Origin of the sequence: Streptomyces sp. NPDC041068, from assembly GCF_040647455.1 — a bacterium.
In the GTDB taxonomy this organism is placed as follows: domain Bacteria; phylum Actinomycetota; class Actinomycetes; order Streptomycetales; family Streptomycetaceae; genus Streptomyces.
Genome location: NZ_JBEZCG010000008.1, coordinates 113432 through 131196, shown reverse-complemented (window position 1 = coordinate 131196; position 17765 = coordinate 113432). Strand labels below are relative to the sequence as shown.

Annotated in this window: 18 protein-coding genes; 5 read left to right on the top strand and 13 right to left on the bottom strand. The window is 69.4% G+C overall.

Going from position 1 to position 17765, the window contains the following annotated elements:
- Positions 1-84: 84 nt before the first annotated feature.
- A complete protein-coding gene (locus AB0B50_RS19855) occupies positions 85-756 on the bottom strand; it encodes an SRPBCC family protein (RefSeq protein WP_362333133.1) in 672 nt (223 codons plus the stop codon).
- Positions 757-1228: 472 nt separating this feature from the next.
- On the opposite strand from AB0B50_RS19855, the gene AB0B50_RS19850 reads away from it, so the two are divergent.
- The 3 genes from AB0B50_RS19850 (at position 1229) to AB0B50_RS19840 (ending at position 3572) form a co-directional block, all read left to right on the top strand.
- The gene (locus AB0B50_RS19850; RefSeq protein WP_362333130.1) at positions 1229-1891 is read left to right on the top strand and encodes a TetR/AcrR family transcriptional regulator; all 663 of its coding nucleotides are present in this window, start codon (positions 1229-1231) and stop codon (positions 1889-1891) included.
- A gap of 196 nt (positions 1892-2087) precedes the next feature.
- Positions 2088-2519: a GNAT family N-acetyltransferase gene (locus AB0B50_RS19845; RefSeq protein WP_362333127.1), complete on the top strand. Its 432-nt coding sequence runs from the start codon at positions 2088-2090 to the stop codon at positions 2517-2519.
- Positions 2520-2711: 192 nt separating this feature from the next.
- Positions 2712-3572, top strand: a complete 861-nt coding sequence (locus AB0B50_RS19840; protein WP_362333124.1) for a glycoside hydrolase family 16 protein — start codon at positions 2712-2714, stop codon at positions 3570-3572.
- Between the two features lie 10 nt (positions 3573-3582).
- On the opposite strand, the gene AB0B50_RS19835 is transcribed toward AB0B50_RS19840, so the two are convergent.
- From AB0B50_RS19835 to AB0B50_RS19780, 12 genes are all read right to left on the bottom strand, one after another.
- Positions 3583-5112 carry an FGGY-family carbohydrate kinase gene (locus tag AB0B50_RS19835; protein ID WP_362333122.1) on the bottom strand — a complete coding sequence of 510 codons (1530 nt, stop codon included), beginning with the start codon at positions 5110-5112 and terminating at the stop codon, positions 3583-3585.
- On the bottom strand, positions 5109-5903 hold the full coding sequence (locus tag AB0B50_RS19830) for an SDR family oxidoreductase (protein ID WP_362333119.1): 795 nt from the start codon (positions 5901-5903) through the stop codon (positions 5109-5111). The genes AB0B50_RS19835 and AB0B50_RS19830 overlap by 4 nt, the downstream gene beginning before the upstream one ends.
- A 318-nt stretch (positions 5904-6221) precedes the next feature.
- Positions 6222-7049 carry a class I SAM-dependent methyltransferase gene (locus AB0B50_RS19825; protein WP_362333116.1) on the bottom strand — a complete coding sequence of 276 codons (828 nt, stop codon included), beginning with the start codon at positions 7047-7049 and terminating at the stop codon, positions 6222-6224.
- Positions 7036-7539 carry a DUF3995 domain-containing protein gene (locus AB0B50_RS19820; protein WP_362333114.1) on the bottom strand — a complete coding sequence of 168 codons (504 nt, stop codon included), beginning with the start codon at positions 7537-7539 and terminating at the stop codon, positions 7036-7038. Before AB0B50_RS19820 ends, AB0B50_RS19825 begins: the two co-directional genes overlap by 14 nt.
- A gap of 35 nt (positions 7540-7574) precedes the next feature.
- Positions 7575-7931, bottom strand: coding sequence for a DUF6191 domain-containing protein (locus AB0B50_RS19815; RefSeq protein ID WP_362333112.1), 357 nt, complete (start codon positions 7929-7931; stop codon positions 7575-7577).
- Between the two features lie 130 nt (positions 7932-8061).
- Positions 8062-9186, bottom strand: coding sequence for an aminotransferase class V-fold PLP-dependent enzyme (locus AB0B50_RS19810; protein WP_362333109.1), 1125 nt, complete (start codon positions 9184-9186; stop codon positions 8062-8064).
- Between the two features lie 57 nt (positions 9187-9243).
- Positions 9244-10494 (bottom strand): MFS transporter, encoded by a 1251-nt coding sequence (locus tag AB0B50_RS19805; protein ID WP_362333106.1) that lies wholly within the window; start codon positions 10492-10494, stop codon positions 9244-9246.
- Positions 10494-11765 (bottom strand): ATP-grasp domain-containing protein, encoded by a 1272-nt coding sequence (locus tag AB0B50_RS19800; RefSeq protein ID WP_362333103.1) that lies wholly within the window; start codon positions 11763-11765, stop codon positions 10494-10496. The genes AB0B50_RS19805 and AB0B50_RS19800 overlap by 1 nt, the downstream gene beginning before the upstream one ends.
- Positions 11766-11780: 15 nt before the next feature.
- Positions 11781-12782 carry a proline dehydrogenase family protein gene (locus tag AB0B50_RS19795; RefSeq protein WP_362333100.1) on the bottom strand — a complete coding sequence of 334 codons (1002 nt, stop codon included), beginning with the start codon at positions 12780-12782 and terminating at the stop codon, positions 11781-11783.
- A 107-nt stretch (positions 12783-12889) separates the two neighbouring features.
- Positions 12890-13939 carry a fatty acid desaturase family protein gene (locus AB0B50_RS19790; RefSeq protein ID WP_362333098.1) on the bottom strand — a complete coding sequence of 350 codons (1050 nt, stop codon included), beginning with the start codon at positions 13937-13939 and terminating at the stop codon, positions 12890-12892.
- Positions 13940-14229: 290 nt separating this feature from the next.
- Positions 14230-14595, bottom strand: coding sequence for a darcynin family protein (locus AB0B50_RS19785; RefSeq protein WP_362333095.1), 366 nt, complete (start codon positions 14593-14595; stop codon positions 14230-14232).
- Positions 14585-15514 (bottom strand): NAD(P)H-binding protein, encoded by a 930-nt coding sequence (locus tag AB0B50_RS19780; protein WP_362333092.1) that lies wholly within the window; start codon positions 15512-15514, stop codon positions 14585-14587. Before AB0B50_RS19780 ends, AB0B50_RS19785 begins: the two co-directional genes overlap by 11 nt.
- Positions 15515-15627: 113 nt before the next feature.
- On the opposite strand from AB0B50_RS19780, the gene AB0B50_RS19775 reads away from it, so the two are divergent.
- The gene (locus AB0B50_RS19775; RefSeq protein ID WP_362333089.1) at positions 15628-16575 is read left to right on the top strand and encodes a LysR family transcriptional regulator; all 948 of its coding nucleotides are present in this window, start codon (positions 15628-15630) and stop codon (positions 16573-16575) included.
- A 187-nt stretch (positions 16576-16762) separates the two neighbouring features.
- Positions 16763-17755, top strand: coding sequence for a phospholipase (locus tag AB0B50_RS19770; protein ID WP_362333086.1), 993 nt, complete (start codon positions 16763-16765; stop codon positions 17753-17755).
- Positions 17756-17765 lie beyond the last annotated feature (10 nt).

Sequence of the window (17765 nt, the reverse complement as noted above, 5' to 3'; positions counted from 1 at the left end):
CCCCCCACCGAGCAAGGGCTGACCCCGCTGCCCTCCTCTCGCACATGGCCGCGGAGAGCAGCGGGGTCCGGGACGGCGGGTGCGTCAGCGCGGCTCGTAGCCCGCGCGGGCCTCCGCCGCCGTCTTCAGCTCGGCCAGCCATCCCTTGAGGCCCTTGCCGAGTATCTCGGTCGCCAGGGGGACGTTCGATTCGATCTGGTCGCCGGTGTGGGTCTCTTCCGTGCTCACCCGGACTCCGCCCTTGACCTCGGTGAAGTTCCAGACGTGGACGCCGTTGTCGATACGCAGCCCTTCACCGATCGCCGGGCCTGTCCAGCGGATGCAGGACTTGCGCTTGAGCTGCTCGACGGTCGAGGTGATCTCGAGGGTCGTGGCGGGGGTCGTAGGCGTAGGGGGCGCCGGGGTCGTCCATCGGAAGGCCGAGCCCTTCCCGAAAGGGCCGTCGTCGAGGCGCTTCGCCGTCTCGACCGGGCTCTGCCAGGACGGCCAGCTCTCCACGTCCGTCTGCAGCTTCCAGATGGTGCTCAGCGGTGCGTGGATCACGGTCTCGGTCCTGTAGCGGACGAGCGCCTTGGGGTCGACGCCCTTCCCCTGGCACGTGAGCGACCTGCCGGAGTAGGAGGCGGACTGCTTGCCGGAGTGGGAGGAGACCGGCGCGGCTCCGGCGGGCGCGGCAGCCGCGCCCAGGAGACCGGCGACCACCAGCGGTGCCGTCAGGAGAGCGGTGCGGACACTGACGCCGCGTACGTTGGACATGGCATTCCCCTTGTCAAGTGACAGTTGAGCGTTGACTGTTGCGTGCACACGCTGTGGCGTTGCGGACCTCGTCACCGCGCCGCAAGGCCGCGGAGACGGCCCCTGTAGACCGCGAAGGCGGGATGTGCCGGTCCTTTGTCGCTGCGAATGACGTTGATGAGGCCGACATGACGTTCCCCTCGTAGGCGAGTATGCGAACGGCGCGAATGACGTGGGCGAGGCAGATGAGGCGGATGACCTGCATGAAGTGCGTGACCTGCATGGAGTGCATGACGTGGCTGACGTGCGTCATCGAGGCCAGGCGTGCGGGTGCACATACGGATGCACACTTCCCGCGGCGCTCCGGCACTTAGCGGGCTTGCCGTTCGTTATAAGTTCTAACGGGAGCGAATAGCTGTCGTCAAGAGCTTGCGTGATAGCTTCTAACCAGAACATGAGCCTGTAGCTGGCGAGGTTCGGAAAGGGGCACTCCATGGCGAAGACCGGCACACCGAACCCGCGCGAGCGCTACCGCACCCAGGTGCGCGCAGAGATCAAGGAACACGCCTGGGAGCAGATCGCCGCGGCCGGCACCTCCGCACTCTCACTCAACGCGATCGCCAGACAGATGGGCCTCAGCGGACCCGCCCTCTACCGCTACTACGCCAACCGCGACGAGTTGATCACCGAGCTGATCAGGGACGCGTACCGAAGCCTCGCCGACACCTGCCGAGCGGCAGCCGACGCCAACTCCGATGGCCAACTACCCGCAGTGGCCCACGCATTGCGCGACTGGGCCCTGGACGATCCACAGCGCTACCTCCTCATCTACGGCACCCCCGTCCCCGGCTATCACGCCCCCGACGACGTCACCGCGATCTCCGACGAGCTCATGACGACCCTGCTCGACGCCTGCGCCTCGGCACCCCCGGACAGCCCCGCGTCCCCGCTCGACGCGCACCTCGAAGACCACCGGCAATGGGCGGGCGACCACCCCGCCCCGACCGCGGGCCTGCGCCACGCCCTGACCGTCTGGACCCGCCTCCACGGCGTGCTCTCCCTCGAACTCGCCGGGCACTTCAGCGGAATGGGTTTCGACCCCGCCCTGCTGTTCGAAGCCGAGCTCGAAGGTCTCCTCACGAACGCCCCTCGGTGAGTACGGATCCGGATATCGCCCCGAGGGGCCTCCCACCCCTTCCCCCCGGACCTCGGGCGGGCGCACCGGGGACTTCGCGGAGCAGCCATACCCGCGGAACTCCCCCACCTCCACGGTCGGCGATCATCGACAGTCGTACGTCGCGCCGTTCCACGCCCACCCGGAGGCAGCCCAGCAGCCCGCTAGAATGTAATACATGAATGACTTCAGTGACTCTTACGAGCTGCGCGACGGCGTGCCCTCCGTCGAGATCTTCCGGCGCCTACGGACCGGCGCCGGGCTCTCCGACAAGGACCCCGAGGCCGTCGCGCTCGCCCTGCCGAACACCTGGTACGGCGTGGTGCTCCACCACGACGGCGAGCCCGTCGGGATGGGGCGGATCATCGGCGACGGCGGCACCGCGTTCCAGATCGTCGACATCTGCGTGGACCCCGCCCACCAGGGGCGAGGGCTCGGCAAGCGCATCATGGCCGCGCTCACCGAGGAGTTGGGCCGCCGCGCGCCCGCGACCGCGTACGTCTCGCTGATCGCCGACGGACCCGCCCGTTTCCTTTACGAGAAGTTCGGCTTCGCCGACACCGCCGCGCACGGCTCGATCGGCATGTACCTCGCCGCGCGGGCCAGTTGATTGGTCCGCACCAGCACCTTGACGGGGCCTTGAGGGCTGCCTTAAATCAAGTACTGAACAAAGCGCTGCGGAACAACGCTCGCAGCGTTTAGTTCTCGATCGGTCATTGTCATGTGCATGTTCCTTTGGTGATCTCTCCCCGCATCCTCTCCCCATGCGTCAACACCCCCCACGCGAAGCGATGTGATGACCATGAAGCCCTCCACCCGCCGCCGCATCAAGCTCTCCGCCATCGCCCTGGCCTGCGGCACCCTGGGCCTGACCGCCCTCCCCTCCGGGGCCTCGGCCGAGCCCGCGCCCCGCTCCCCCGCCGCCACCACGTTCACCGACGACTTCAACGGCCCCGCCGGGTCCGCCGTCGACGGCTCCAAGTGGCAGATCGAGACCGGCGACAACGTGAACAACCACGAGCGGCAGTACTACACCGCGGGCAACAACAACGCCGCCCTCGACGGCCAGGGCAACCTGGTCATCACCGCCCGCAAGGAGAACCCGGGCAACTACCAGTGCTGGTACGGCAGGTGCGAGTACACCTCGGCCCGGCTGAACACCGCCGGGAAGTTCACACAGACGTACGGGCACGTCGAGGCACGCATGAAGATCCCGCGCGGCCAGGGCATGTGGCCGGCGTTCTGGATGCTCGGCGCCGACATCGGCACCGTGGGCTGGCCGAACAGCGGCGAGATCGACGTGATGGAGAACGTCGGCTTCGAACCGAGCACCGTGCACGGCACCTTGCACGGCCCCGGTTACTCCGGTTCGGGCGGCATCGGCGCGGGCTACACGCTGCCGGGCGGAGAGTCGTTCGCCGACAAGTTCCATACGTTCGCGGTGGACTGGTCGCCGAACAAGGTCACTTGGTCCGTGGACGGCAAGGTCTACCAGACCCGCACCCCGGCCGACCTGAACGGCAACCGCTGGGTCTTCGACAAGCCCTTCTTCCTGATACTCAACCTCGCGGTCGGCGGGTACTGGCCCGGCGACCCGGACGGCAGCACGACGTTCCCGCAGCAGCTCGTCGTCGACTACGTCCGCGTGAGCACCAACAACTGAGACGAGCGCGCTAGTTGAACCGCGCCAGTACGTGCGCGGCCTCGCGGGTCGCCGGGTACAGGTCCCGATAGAGGCCGTACAGCTCCTCGTACACGGCTGACGCGGCCGCGTCCGGCCGGATCACCTCCACCGTCGGGTTCCAGTGCGCGATGTCACCGGGCCCGGCGAGTCCGGCGCCGACCGCGGCGAGGAACGCATCCCCGTACGCGGCACCGATGGTGTGGCGCGGCAGGTGCTGGGCGCGCCCCGTCACGTCGGAGACGATCCGCGTCCACAGCGCGTGGGCGCCGCCGCCGACCGCGACCAGGCGGTCGGCGGCGGCACCCGTCTCGCTCATGGCGGCGAGGTTGTGCCGCACGCCGTACGCGGTCGCCTCCAGCGCGGCACGGTACAAATGCCCCCGTCCGTGACGCAGCGTCAGTCCGTGTACGAGACCACGGGCGTCGGGGTCGAAGAGCGGGGTGCGTTCGCCCGCGAAATACGGCAGCATCACGAGCCCCTCGGCGCCGGGCGGCAACTCTGCCGCCTCCGCGGTGAGTTGCTCGTACGACGTACCGGTGAGATCCCGCAGCCACCCGGTGACCGCGCCGGACGTCGCCATCCCCGCGGCCAGGCAGTAGGTGCCCTCGAACGCGCCCGCTGTGCCCCACAGTTGCGGGCTGGTCAGTGGCTTCGCCAGGATGCCGACCAGGAACATCGTCGTGCCGTACATCAGCATGAGGTCGCCGGGGGCGGCCACGCCGACACCGGCCGCCTCCACCCAGGCGTCGACCGTGCCCGCCACGACGGGCGTGCCCGCGGGGATGCCGGTGCGGGCCTCGGCCTCCGGGGTCACGCCGCCCACGACGTCGGAGGGCCAGACCAGTTCGGGCCACCGCAGTCCCGGTGCGATCTCCTCGCACCGCTCGGCGATCCAGGCGCGGGCCGCCAGGTCGTAGAGCGGCGTGCACTGGCTCGCCGAGTGGTGGTCGAGGACGTACCGCCCGGTGAGCCGGTGCACGAGGTACGAACTCGCCATGTACCAGCGGCTCGTGGCCCCGTATACCTCCGGCTCGTGGCGGCGCAGCCACGCCAGCTTCGGCCCGATCGCCTGGCTGGTCAGCGGTGAGCCGCAGCGGCGGATGATGTTCTCGGGGCCGTAGCGCTCGTCCTGTTCGGCGATCTCGGCGACGGCCCGCGTGTCGACGCCGTACAGGATGGCCGGACGGACCGGCGTCCCGTGCGCGTCCGTGGGCAGCAGGCAGGGGCCGATGCCGCTGACCCCGACCGCGGCGAGCGCCTCCCCCGCGGGCAGTCGGTCCATCAACTCCCGTGCCAGGGAACGGAAGTCGGCCCACCACACCTCCTCCGCGTCGTGCTCGAACCGGCCGGGGTGCGGCGTGGACGTCGTGTGCTCACGCCGTGCCTGGGCGACGAGCGTGCCGTCGGGGCGGGTGAGGACGCCCTTGGAGGAGGACGTGCCGATGTCGATGCCGAGCAGCAGGCCCGTACGGGACACGGTGGAGCCCGTACGGAACACGGAGGAGGAGGTCTCGGTCACGGGACGATGGAGTCCACGTAGCCGCCGTCGACGCGCAGCGCGCCCCCCGTCGTCGCGGAGGCGAGCGGCGAACTGAGGTAGACGACCATGTTCGCGATCTCCTCCGGTTCGATGAGCCGCTGGATCAGGGACTGCGGGCGGTGCTTGACCATGAACTCCCGCTGCGCCTCGTCCCAGGGCAGGGAGCGGTCGACCAGCTCGTACACGAAGTCCTCGACGCCGCCCGTGTGCGTGGGGCCCGCGATCACGGAGTTGACGGTCACGCCCGTCCCTGCCGCGTCCTTGGCGAAGCCTCTGGAGACCGCGAGGAGCGCGGTCTTCGACATGCCGTAGTGGATCATCTCGGCGGGGGTGACGATCGCCGAGTCGCTGGCGATGTTCTGGATCCGCCCCCACGCGCGGTCCTTCATGCCCGGCAGGTAGTGGCGGATCATCCGCACCGCCGTCAGGACGTTCACCTCGAAGTAGCGGCGCCATTCGTCGTCGCTGATGCCGAGGGCGTCCTCGGCCCCGAAGACACCGAGGTTGTTCACGAGGATGTCCGCCTGGGGCAGGGCGGTGAAGACCTGGCGGGCGCCGTCGTCGGTGGAGATGTCGCCGGGAGCGTGGAGGAGTTCGGCGTCCCCGTGCTCCTCCTTCAGCTGTGCTACCGCCTTGCCGACGGACTCCGCCGACCGGCCGTTCACCGCCACGCGCGCGCCCGCGCGGGCCAGGCCGGCCGCGATGGCCGCCCCGATCCCCTGGGTCGATCCGGTGACGAGTGCGGTCTTGCCGGAGAGATCGACGAGCATGCTGCGTACCTCCTGCTGCGGTCTGACGGATGGCCCCGAGGTCCGGATACCAGTAGATCACTCGGACGCCTGCGCCACAGGTGGTCCTCAAGCCGCGGCGGCGGTCAGTCCGGTCAGGGCGTACGCGGGCATCCCGTAACAGAGCTTGGGGGCGCGGACGGGGGCGTTCCCCTTGACGACTGCGTGGATCCGTTCAGCCATGGCTCGGTCGCTGTCCTGCATTTCGGCCTTCTGGTCGGTACGGGAGTTGGGGACGGGAGTTCTGTACGGAGCGGAAAGTTCGGTACGGGACGGGTTCGGTTTCATGGCCGCCGGACGTCAAAGCCGTCGGACACGCAGCACAGCGGTCAGCATCGGGAGCGTGAACTCGCCGTGGGCGGTCTCCGGCCTGCTCGCGAGGAAGGCGCGGATCCGGCTCAGCGTGGCCTCTCGTTCCTGTTCCGGCATGACCAGCATCCCCGCGCGCGTGGCGAGGGTCGCGACGAGGGAGTCGGCGGTGCGGAGCTGCCCGTGCGGGAACTCGGCCTGCTCCGGCGAGCCGAACCGGGCGCTCGCGTCAGCCTTCGGAAGGTGCATCTCGGCAGCCTTTGGAAGGTGCACGTCGGCAGCCTTCGGAAGGTGCATCTCGGCCGTCTCGACGCGCCATCCGGCGGGCGTGTCACGCGGGCCGATGGCCGCGCTCCCGCTGACCCGCGCGAGCCCGGAGACCCACTCGACCCGGTCGTCCACGACGTTCCACAGACCGGCCAGGACGCCGCCGGGTGTCAGAACCCTGGCGATCTCGGGCCCCGCGACGGCCATGTCGAACCAGTGCATGGCGTTCCCGGCCAGCACGGCATCGACGGACCCGTCCGGCAGCGGAATCGCCTCGGCGCTGCCCGACAGGGCACGGACGGTGGGCAGCGAACGACGCAGCTCGGCCAGCATCGCCGGATCGGGCTCGACCGCGATGACGTCCGCGCCGAACTCGACCAACGTGGCGGTCAGCTTGCCGGTTCCGGCGCCGAGGTCGAGCACACGCGGGCCGTGGGCGTTCTCCAGCGCCCAACGTGCCGCCTCCCGCGCATAGTCGGGACGGTGTGCGTCGTATGCGACCGCCGCCGCGCCGAACGACGAGGCGTGCAGGGCCCGTTCATCGTGATCCATGCGGTGACGCTAGCGGCGCTGCCGGCGGTCGGCTACCCCGCGGTTGCCTCTCGGGCTCCTCTCGGATCCGCCAGGGCGGCGAGGCCGAAGGCCAGTCCCCCGGCGATGCACCAGGGTTCCAGAGGGCCAGCGTCCAAACTCGCTGGTCCGCGCTCACGGAGGCGTCCAGGTACGTCGCGTCGGCCAGCAGCAGCACTTCGACACCGATACCGCGGGCCAACAGAAGGGCGCTGACGCCCCATGCCAACCACCTCGCCAGCCGCGCGGGAACGCCCCGGAGCCTGGACCGGGCGAGCAACCACGCCAGCCGGGCGCCCACGAGGCAGAGCGCCCCCACGCCCCACAGTCCGGCGACGACGAACCACAGCGGGCGCTCGGTGGCCAGCGGCCCTGCGGAGACGCTCAGCCCCACGTCGCCGCCGAGGGCCCAGTAGAAATGCACCCCGGCGAACACGAACGCCCACGAGCATGCGATACGCCCCCACCACATGCTCGGCCCTGCTCCCGCCCCCTTCGATCGGCGTCTCACCGCCGCCCCTCACGGGCATCACGCCGACCGGCACACGGGCTGTCCGCTCCCTCCGGCAGCACGATGAACGCGGTGCCCTCGGCCAGGTCGATGCTGGAGCGAGGCGGCGCACCGTCGGTCTCGTCGTCCCGTTGGAGCAGTTCCACGCGCCGCTGCTCCAGTTCCGCCGTCTTGTTTCCGTTCACGACCGCCGTGAATTCGTCGAAGGCGATGTTCGACGACGACCGCCCCGTGCGCCTGCGCAGCCACGGGATCATGCCCAGCCCCGTGAACCACCGCCATGCGCTCTCCACCAGCGCGAACAAGGCCAGGAGACACGCGAACGCCGGGAACGACATGAGCCAGATCGTCATGGGATCACTGTCGTGGACCCTGCGGCGCGCGGGGATCGGACCAGCGCATGATCCGCCTCCCCCATGCGGCGGAGCCACCGCCGTGGATATCCACCACATGGCGGAGGAGCCACTGCCCCGTCCCGCCGGGTCAGCGCAGCACGTCGCGCAGCGCCACGGCGAACGTCTCCACGTCGGCCGGGGAGTTGTAGTGGTGCGGTGAGACGCGCACGGCGTACTCGATGCCGACGGTGCGCATGTACAGGGGCGTGTGACTCCCCTGAGCGATCCACACGTTGACTCCCCGCCTGCGCAGTCCGGCCCGGATGTCCTGGGGCGAGACACGGTCGTGGGTGAACGTGACGATGGCGGCGTGCACGGAGCCGGGGTCGATCAGCCGCGTCCCCGGCCGCCCTTCGACGGCCTCGCGCACGGCGTCGCGCAGCGGACCCGGGCCGCCGTCGCTGCGGGCGAGGTGGTGCCGGGCCGCCGCGTCCAGGCCCATCACTCCCGGGTTCCCGCGCTCGGCGTACTCGAATTGGCGGGCGCCTTCGGTGCGCACCTCGTAGTCGTCATCGGCGACCATGTCGGCGATGTGCAGGTCGTAGAAGGGCGGGGAGGCCTGGGCGCGCAGCCGGGGGCCGATCGCGGCGAATCCGGTGCCGCGCGGCCCGCGCAGGTATTTGCGGCCCGCGGCGGTGAGCAGATCACAGCCGATGGACGCGGTGGAGACCGGGAGTTGCCCCACCGACTGGCAGGCGTCGACTCCGTAGAGGCACCGCCAGGGCGCGAGGATCTTGCCGATCTCCTCGACGGGCGTGACGATCCCGCACCCGGACGGCACATGGGGCACGGACACGAAGGCGACGTCGTCGCCGATGTGCGCGCTCATCCAGTCCAGGTCCACGTCGCCGTCGTGCAGGAGCGGTACGACCTCGATGTGCAGGTCCAGTCGGCGGCGCAGCTCGGTCCACAGGATGAGGTTGCCCGCGTACTCGTACGGCGTGACCCAGATCCGGTCCCCGGCGGCGAACGGGAGGTGGGACACCGCCGAGGACCACGCGCGCGTGGCGCTGTCGAAGAGGGCGATGTCGTCCACGGGGGCGTCGAGAACGCGCGCGAGCCGCTCGTAGACCCCTTGTTCCAGCGTCTCCGCGTGGCGCTGCTCGGTCTCGTAGGCACCGCCCTGTGCTTCTTCGGCGAGGTAGCCGGTCATGGCCTGCGTCACGGCCGGAGGCATGAGCCCCGCGCCCGCGTTGTTGAAGTGGATGGGCATGCGTCAACCCCTTCGGGTCGGAAGGTGAGATGGTCCAGAGCTCATGAGGTCCAGGGCTCAGGGGGCAGGAGCGGGTTCCGCCTCGGGTTCGGTCAGCCACAGACAGGTGTTGCGGCGCACAGCGACGATCATGACGAGCGCGATGCCGACGGCGGCACCGACCACGTACCACGGTGTCGATGCGTGCCCGCCTGCCGCGAGCGGCAGGCACAGCTGGGGCACAGCGATCACACCCACGTTGACGCCCGCCGAGTAGAGGCCCATGTTGCGTCCCGTGACGGACGGGTCGGAGACCTCGCTGACGTAGTGGAGCAGCGCCGGGAAGACGATCATCTCCGCCGCGGTCCACAGCAGCGTCGCGCCCACGAGCGCGGGCCCCGTACCGAACAGCCCCATCAGCGCGAAGCCCGATCCGGCGAGCAGATAGCCGGTCAGCAGCGCAGCGAAGTGACCGACGTTCCGCATCGCCGTGTTCAGCGGTACCTCGAACAGCACGATGACCCCGGCGTTGACGAGGAAAAGGACACCGGCCCAGAGGCTGTCGAGGCCCCGTTCGTGGATCACGTACGCGCTGAGGAAGGTCGGCGGGAGCGCATACGCGAGATGGATCGGAAGGGCCAGGACGAAGATCGCCCAGAACCGGGTCTCGCCCTTGAGCGTCGGCGCCACCAATCGGCCCCTGGCCGGCTTCTCCCTCTCCTCCCTCTTCTCCCCCTCCTCCCCCTCCGCCGCGGCCCCTGCCGAGGTCTTGCGGGCGAGGAAGACGGCGGTCGCCGTGACGACGCAGGCATTGATGACGAAGAGACCGACCGGGCGCCAGGCGAACACGAGCCCGCCGAGCGCGGGGCCGATGCCCATCCCGACGTTGATGGCGAGCCGGTTGCAGGAGAAGGCGATCTTCCGGTCGCTCTCCCGCGAGTACCGCACGGTCTCCGCGTACGAAGCGGGAGTAAACGCCTCGTAGAAGAAGCCCCAGATGAAGGTGCCCGCGATGAGCGGCCCGGCGCTGTCCGCGAACGGAAGGACGGCCATGAGCGCCGCGTTGCCCACAAGACCGCCGATCAGCACGGTGCGCGCGGAGACGTACCGCAGGACGGCACCGGCCGCGACGTCGGCGGCGAGCGCGCCGACGCCATAGGCGCCGACGATGGCGCCCACCTGCCCGGCCGCGTAGTCGTTCTCGGCCATCAAGTAGGCGGCCAGGAAAGGGAACGCCATGGTTCCGGAGCGGAAGAGCAGGGTGGTGACGAACAGGGTGCGCAGTTCGGGCGCGAGCCCGCGGACCGCCTGCAGAGTGCTGCGCAGCATCAGAGGAGGTACACCTTGTCCTTCAGTTCCTGGATGCGCCTGTAGTCGTCGAGGATCGCCTCCTGGGTGACCCCCGTCATGAAGATCCGCAGCGGGCTGCTGAGGAGGTCGACGGTGCGGCGGATCCGGCCGCCCGGCTTCAGCTTCACGCTCGGCAGGAACACGGTGGGCAGGTCGGCGATCTCCCGTACGACGTTCTCGTCGATCGCCCGCACCACGCCGTCCTGAGTACTCGGGACGTTGTGGACCACCGCCGGCTGGCGGCGGGTGTAGACGCGGTCGCCGTAGCGCTCCAGGAACTCGTCGGGCCGCAGGTAGGCGAGGGCGATCAGGTCGGTCTGGTTGTGGCCGAGGCAGACCTGGTGGAAGTCCGGGTGCATGTTGCCGTTCAGACGCGCGCCGATCTCCACGAGCGCCGGGCCCTTGGAGGTCATCTTCACCTCGGTGTGGGTGGGCCCGAAGCGGATGTTCATGGCCTTGAGTACGTCGTCCACGTACGCGACGAGTTCGGGGACCGGCGGTTCGTCGGCCGCAAGGAGCACATCCTTGTCGTAGATGTTCTTGCCGTTGACCAGCGTCTTCTCGTACTTCCAGACACCGCAGACGAAGCGGTGGCCGTCGTGGCCGACCGTGTCGACGATGTACTCCTCGCCGTCCAGGTAGGACTGGACGAGCGCCTCGCGGTTGGGCAGGTCGAAGATGTCCCGCGCCGAGAGGACGTGCTCGGCGGCCCTGCGCACCTCGTCCGCGTCGTCGCAGATGAAGACGCCGTCGGTGGAGGCGGAGCTGAGCGGCTTGACGACCACGGGATAGTCGCCGTGCCACTCGGCCCAGTCGACGAGGACTCGCGGGTCGTCGCTCTTGAACTGGTCAGCGCAGTGCAGTCCCGCGGCCCGCAGGACCTCGATCATCTCGAACTTGTCCCGGCGGGCGGACGACAGACGCGAGCCGTTGCTCGCGGTGCCCATGAGCTCGCTGAGCCGGTCGGCCAGCGGCACTCCGGGCTCCTGCCCGGCGAACACGGCGCTGACGTGGTGGGAGCGGAGCTCCTCGACGATCTGCTCCTCGTCGTGGAAGACGAGGTCGGCGACGTAGTCGTCCATGTCGGGCAGCAGCATGGAAGTCATCCACTTCGGAGTGCTGCGGACATGGACCACCTGGGCGCCCAGACGGGCGCAGGCCGCAGGAAGGAAGTTTCCTGTCGAGTAGCCGTCGACGACGGCGGCGACAACGGGAGTGGATGACGCGGCAGCAACTGGATGGGCTGACAACGGACTTGCCTTCTTTCAGTATGCGGCGCCGAAGCGGACCCGCTCCGGCTCGTACAGATCGGCCAGGGCGGTCAGGGCGGTCGGCGGGTATTCGGCGAGGCGGTGCAGGAAGTGCAGCCACCAGTTCCGCCCGTACACCGTCGCCACCCGGCACGGTATGCCGCGGTCCTTGTGCGCCTTGAGCAGCGGCGGACGGCAGCCGTGCAGCATCTCCATCTCCTCGACGCGCTCCAACAGGCCACGGCTGTCGAGCAATTGGAGAAGCGAGGCGTCGTGCGAGGCGACGGCAACGGGGTTGCCGTGATCCAGGATGCGTTCCAGGAGTCTGGCGTAGCGGTCGTCGAGTTCGGGACCGCGGGGCAGGGCGACGTCCGCGGATTCGTCGTAGACGCCCTTCACCAGCCGGATCTTGCGTCCCAACGGCAGGACGGTGGCGAGGTCCTGCTCGGTGCGGTGCAGATGCGCCTGGAGGGTCAGGGCGACGTTCTCGTGCTCCTCGGCGAGGCTCTTGAAGACCGTGAGGATGTCGTCCACGAGCGCCGAGCGCTCCATGCTGATGAGGATGCCCATGCCCTGGGGGGCGGCGGCCGTCAGGAGTGCCGCGGTGTTGTCCGCCGCGGTCTGGGGCGAGATGAGGGAGCCGACGTTCGACAGGTCGAAGCCGAGCTGTACGGACGCGGCGAGGCCGGCGCTCTGGTGCCGCTCGATCAACTCGACGTACTCGTCGACCACGGCCTCGACCTCGTCGGCGTCACGGGCCTCCTCGCCCACGAACTCGACGCCCGTCCGGTAGCCCTTGGCCTCGAGAACCGGCAACCGCTCGAAGAGGCCCTCCTGGTCGGCCGCGACGACATAGCGGTCGGCGGCCGGGGCGAGCAGGACGGCCATCAGCGGGTTGTCGACGAAGGCGGACCGGCAACTCGGGTCGGCGGCCAGCTTCTTCAGGCCATTGGTGGCCAGGCGCAGCAGATCGGGGTCCAGGGCGGCCGCCGCCTGGGCGTCCACGACGTGGCTCATACGGGGTGTGTCCTCTCGATTCGACGGACGTCAGCTCGACGGAAGCCAACTCGACGGAAGTCAGCTCAAAGGAAGTCAGCTCAACGCAAGCGGCGGGGCGGGCCGGGTCAGGCGGCGTTGACGATCCGGGCGAGAGCGGCGGCCTCGGCGAAGGTGCCGCCGCCGTCGGTCTCGGCCGGGTCCCCTCCCCTGCGCCGCCAGGCGCGGTACTTCGCGGCATAACTGAGCAGGGTTTCCTGGTTCTCACGGCCGCGTGAGCGGGTCAGAATGCCGGCCCACAGCCCGTCCCAGCGGGCGTAGGCGGGGTCCTCGAGGAGGATCTGGTGGGCCCGCTTCATGTTCCAGAAGGGCACGCCGGTGTTGAGGTGGTGCACCAGGTGGTAGTTGTCGTGGTGGCGGCCGAGGAGGAAGCGCTCGATGCCCCAGCCGTGGCGGTTGCGGGTCATGAGGATCTGCTTGTCCTCGCTCTCCGGAAGCGGGTAGTGCTCGGCCAGTTCCGAGAGCCAGCCGATCGCGATGGCCGTGGTGAAGAGCGGGACGAACCAGAACAGCGCCAGTTCCAGCAGCAGTCCCTGCCAAGCGCACACTCCGACGATGGCGCCCCACTGCAGCAGCAGGACGACGCGTTCCGTGGCGAGGCGGACGGGCATCGAGACCGCGACGTCCTTCGGGTTGAAGAGAATGCGGTCCCGAACGACGTAGTTGACGTATTCAAGGGTCCTCATGCCGCACACCGCGAGCGCGATGTTCTTGAGGAAGAACTTCTTGTCGGAGATCCGGTGGTCGTAGATTCCGACACCGACGTGGAAGGTGTAGTCGGGGTCCTTCTCGGGGTCGCCCAGATACCGGTGGTGAAACCCTATGTGTGAATTCCGGTAAGGGTTGTACAGGTGCAGCACCAGGTATCCGGAGAAGATTGTTCCCAGCGTGACGTTGAGGCGCTGGTTCTTGGCGAGGACCTTGTGCGAGGACTCGTGCAGGAGATTGACGAAGGCCCGTTGAGTCGACCCGATGTAAATGAGGGCCATCGGATAGAACCAGTACGACACCCCGACGCACAGGTACACCGCGGCACCCAGCAGGACGTAGTCGAGCAGGAGTGCCAGCGGGGCGTGGTGGTTGTCCAGCGCGCAGAGTTGCTTGAGACGTTTCCTCACTCCGCGGTCGAGCCTGCTGAAATCGAGGCTCAGATCCTCCTCGCCCTCCAATGATTCACTGCTCGCACTTGCCGCGTTGGCAGACAATTCCCAACCCCCTGAAAAGCGCCCTGCGGGCTCTTTGACGGACAGGTTCAGAAGATGCCTCGCCAGGACATGCCGCCGCCCACAAACCGGACACCACCGGACGCCACCGGATTTCGGGGTGTTTCCCTTCGGCAGGGACGCCGAATGTCCCCGGGTCTCCATGGAGGCCCGGGGACATTCGGCGTCGCAGGACGGGTGGTGCGTCAGGTCGTGATGCTGGTGACGGCCTCGATGTCGTAGGCGCGGGCGTAGCCGTTCTCGGTGCCGACGAGGAGGTCGACGACCGTGAAGTAGCGGTCCCAGAAGGGGGTTTCGCGCAGTGCGTCGACGAGCTGCTGGTAGGCGTCGTGGTCGTCGGCTTCCCAGACCCAGACGTCGGTGACGCGCGTGGAGTAGAACTCCGTGTCGTAGAAGCGTGAGCGGACGCCGGTGGTCTTGGCCTTGACGGTGGGGACGACCTCGGTGGCGAAGGCGCTCACGCGTTCCTGGGGAGTCATGGCGAGCCACTCGGGCGTGGTCTTGATGAGCATGAAGGCGGTGACCTGCGGGGTGGTCTCATCAGCGGGCATGACGGGTTCCCTGAGAATGTCGGCGGTCCGGGAGGACTGCGGGCTTGAGGGTCTGGGCGCACCACTGCTGGAACGTGGTGGGAGAGCTGGTGGCCGGTGTGCGGGTGACGCCCGCGTCGAGGCCTTCGTTCTTGGCCTGCTTCATGTCGACGACGCCCTGGGCGAACGCCTCGTCGAGGCGGTGGTCGAGGAGGTCGCCGTACAACTCGTCGAGCGACTGGCGTCGATAGCGGACGGGGCGGCCCAGTTGTTCGGTCATGATGCGGGCCAGGTCGTCGGGGGAAAGGTCCTCGGGACCGAGGACGGGGACGCTGTCGTTCCCGGACCACCTGCGGTTCAGCAGCAGGTCGGCGGCGACGGCCGCGATGTCGGCGACGGCGACGCGGGGAGACCTGAGGTCGGCGTCGACGGCGTCGGTGAAGACGCCTGTCTCCCGGATCGTGTCCGCGTCCTCGAGAAGGTTGTCGAAGAAGGACGGGCAGGCCAGGGCGCGGTAGGCCACGCCGGTGTCGGCGATGAGGTCGTCCATGGCGTGGGAAGCGGTGACGAGTCCCGCGCGGCGGGCGACGGCGGTGCCGCGGCCGAGCGCGGAGACACCGACGACGTGGCCGATGCCGTGGGCGATGACGGCCTTCGCGGCGGGCCGGGTGAAGCCGCGGAAGGCGTCCTCGGGGGTCCGGGACGCGTCCGGGGGGACGAGCCAGAACACGGCGTCGGCACCCTCGAAGGCGCGGTCGACGACCTCGGGGTCGCCGTGCGAGCCGGTGATGACCTCGACGCGGTCGCGCGCCGCGTCGGGCAATCGGTCGGGGTCACGTACGACCACACGCAGTGCCTCGTCGCGGGCGGGGGCGGAGTCCAGGAGCAGGGGCAGCAGGTGACGGCCGATGTTCCCGGTGGGGGCGGTGATGACGATCATCGAAACCTCATGGATCGTGCCGGATCGGTACGACCCTCATCCTCGGGAGGCCAAGGGCGTTGCCACAATGGGAAGTTGAGCACGGGATCATTGCCTGAAATGGAATAACGCCTATGAGCAGCAGCGCAGAGCCTGTCATCGACGCCAATCTCGCCGTCGCGCTGGACGCTTTGCTGACCGAGCAGAGCGTCACACGCGCCGCCGCCCGCCTGCACACGTCTCCGGCCGCCATGAGTCGCACACTCGCCCGGCTGCGGCGCATCCTCCAGGACCCTCTGCTGGTCCGGGCCGGCCAGACCATGGTTCCCACTCCGCGTGCGCAGGAGCTGCGCGAGGAGACGGCCGCGGTGGTGCGCCGCCTGGGAGCGCTGCTGGCTCCCGGCGCCGGCGTCGATCCCGCCGTCCTGCGCAGCACCTTCACCCTGCAGACGGCCGACCTGGTCGGCGCGGCGCTGGCCCCGGGGATGCTCCGTCTTGCCCGGCAGGAGGCGCCGGGGATCTCCTTCCGCTTCCGGGCCGAGGAGGTGGAGGCCGGACCGGCGCTGCGCGACGGCCGCATCGACCTGGAGATCGGGGCCATCGACCACGTGGACCCCGAGACCCGGGTCGAAGAGCTGGTCACTCTCCGGATGGCGGCGGCCGTGCGACCCGGCCACCCGCTGACCGAAGGGGCCTTGACCGCGGACCGGCTCGCCGCCGCCGATCACGTGGTGGTGAGCCGCCGCGGCCGGTTCACCGGTCCCCTGGACGCCGCTCTGGCCGAGCGGCACCTCCGTCGGCGGGTCGCTGTCGTTCTCCCCAGCCACTTGGCCGCGATGACCCTCGCCGCCCGCAGCGACTTCGTCTGCCTCGTCCCCACCGCACCTCCCGGCGGCGTCCCCTCCCCCCTCACCGACGTGGCCACCACCTTGGGGCTGCGCCTCCTCGACATCCCGCTGCCCCTGCCGCCGCTGACCATCGGCATGGCGTGGCACCCCCGTCACGCCGCCGACGGAGGCCATCACTGGCTCCGCGACGCCGTGCGCCGGACTCTTCGCGCGCCCGGGGGCTCGGCTGCCTGACGCAGACGCACGGAGCGTATCCAATAATTACCGTTAAGTAACTTAGTGTGCGGTGGCGAAGTCGCGGGTAGCCGGACCGTCGGCTGTACGACAGACAGCCGGCTGCCGACTGTTCGACAGGCAGCCACCGCACGACAGACGGGCCGTCGGCACACGCGGCCCGGGCACTGGAAAGGACCCGCCCCTCATGGTCGCCTCACATCGGCTCCGCACCGTATTGCTCCCGCTGACCGTGGTCGTCTCCGCGGCCACCCTGGGCACCGGAGCCGCCATGGCCGCACCGGAGGACAAGCCCTCCGAGGGCGCGCCGAGCACTGCCGAGCAGCGCCCCACCTGGGCCATCGCCCATCGGGTGCTGACCACGGGCGGGGTGACCACCGCGCTCGAAAACGGCGCCAACGCCCTGGAGTTCGACGCCACGGCCTGGCGCAAGGGCTGGTGGGCGGACCACGACGGCACCCCCACCAGCTCCGGCGACACCATGTCGGAGATGTTCGACCAGGTGGCGAAGGAGCACGACGGCGGCCGTCACGTCTCGTTCGTCTGGCTCGACATGAAGAACCCCGACTGGTGCGACAGCGACGACGCGAAGTGGCGCCACTGCTCCGTGGCCGCACTGCGGGACATGGCGCGCGAGAAGCTGGAGAGCAGGGGCATCCGAGTGCTCTACGGCTTCTACGGCAAGGAGGGCGGCAGCGGCTGGAAGAACGCCCTCGGTGACCTCAACCCCAAGGAAGCGGTCAGCTTCAGCGGCGACTACGCGCAGGTCCGGGACGGTTTCGCCGAGCACGGGCCGAGCGTCCCCGGCCACCAGCGTGTGATGGACAAGGGTCTGTTCAGCATGGCGTTGAAGTTCGGCGGCATCCGGGAGGAGTTGGCGGCCGGCGGGAAGGCGCGGGACGCCGGAGAGCTTGCGCAGACCGTCGGCTGGACGGTGGGCAAGGGCGACAAGGAGCGCGCCGCCGCCCTGCTCGACTCCTCCGGCAAGGGCGCCGCCGTGGACAGCCTGATCTACGGCAACCGGATGTCGTGCTACCCGGACGGCGTCAGCGGCCCCAAGGGCTGCGGCACGGACGACAGCGCGGTGCGGGAGTCACTCTCGTACATCACGGACTACGTGAAGGCCCACCCGGACACGCGCCGCATGGCCACCCCGCGGGACATCCCCTTCGGCAGCTGACGCGCCCAAC

Excerpts from the sequence above, each read along its gene's own strand:
- AB0B50_RS19780 (WP_362333092.1), bottom strand. The coding sequence starts at position 15,514 with ATGATCGTCATCACCGCCCCCACCGGGAACATCGGCCGTCACCTGCTG.
- AB0B50_RS19840 (WP_362333124.1), top strand. The coding sequence starts at position 2,712 with ATGAAGCCCTCCACCCGCCGCCGCATCAAGCTCTCCGCCATCGCCCTG.
- AB0B50_RS19805 (WP_362333106.1), bottom strand. The coding sequence starts at position 10,494 with ATGCTGCGCAGCACTCTGCAGGCGGTCCGCGGGCTCGCGCCCGAACTG.
- AB0B50_RS19785 (WP_362333095.1), bottom strand. The coding sequence starts at position 14,595 with ATGCCCGCTGATGAGACCACCCCGCAGGTCACCGCCTTCATGCTCATC.
- AB0B50_RS19815 (WP_362333112.1), bottom strand. The coding sequence starts at position 7,931 with ATGACGATCTGGCTCATGTCGTTCCCGGCGTTCGCGTGTCTCCTGGCC.
- AB0B50_RS19855 (WP_362333133.1), bottom strand. The coding sequence starts at position 756 with ATGTCCAACGTACGCGGCGTCAGTGTCCGCACCGCTCTCCTGACGGCA.
- AB0B50_RS19825 (WP_362333116.1), bottom strand. The coding sequence starts at position 7,049 with ATGGATCACGATGAACGGGCCCTGCACGCCTCGTCGTTCGGCGCGGCG.
- AB0B50_RS19850 (WP_362333130.1), top strand. The coding sequence starts at position 1,229 with ATGGCGAAGACCGGCACACCGAACCCGCGCGAGCGCTACCGCACCCAG.
- AB0B50_RS19770 (WP_362333086.1), top strand. The coding sequence starts at position 16,763 with ATGGTCGCCTCACATCGGCTCCGCACCGTATTGCTCCCGCTGACCGTG.
- AB0B50_RS19830 (WP_362333119.1), bottom strand. The coding sequence starts at position 5,903 with ATGCTCGTCGATCTCTCCGGCAAGACCGCACTCGTCACCGGATCGACC.
- AB0B50_RS19820 (WP_362333114.1), bottom strand. The coding sequence starts at position 7,539 with ATGTGGTGGGGGCGTATCGCATGCTCGTGGGCGTTCGTGTTCGCCGGG.
- AB0B50_RS19845 (WP_362333127.1), top strand. The coding sequence starts at position 2,088 with ATGAATGACTTCAGTGACTCTTACGAGCTGCGCGACGGCGTGCCCTCC.
- AB0B50_RS19775 (WP_362333089.1), top strand. The coding sequence starts at position 15,628 with ATGAGCAGCAGCGCAGAGCCTGTCATCGACGCCAATCTCGCCGTCGCG.
- AB0B50_RS19795 (WP_362333100.1), bottom strand. The coding sequence starts at position 12,782 with ATGAGCCACGTCGTGGACGCCCAGGCGGCGGCCGCCCTGGACCCCGAT.
- AB0B50_RS19810 (WP_362333109.1), bottom strand. The coding sequence starts at position 9,186 with ATGCCCATCCACTTCAACAACGCGGGCGCGGGGCTCATGCCTCCGGCC.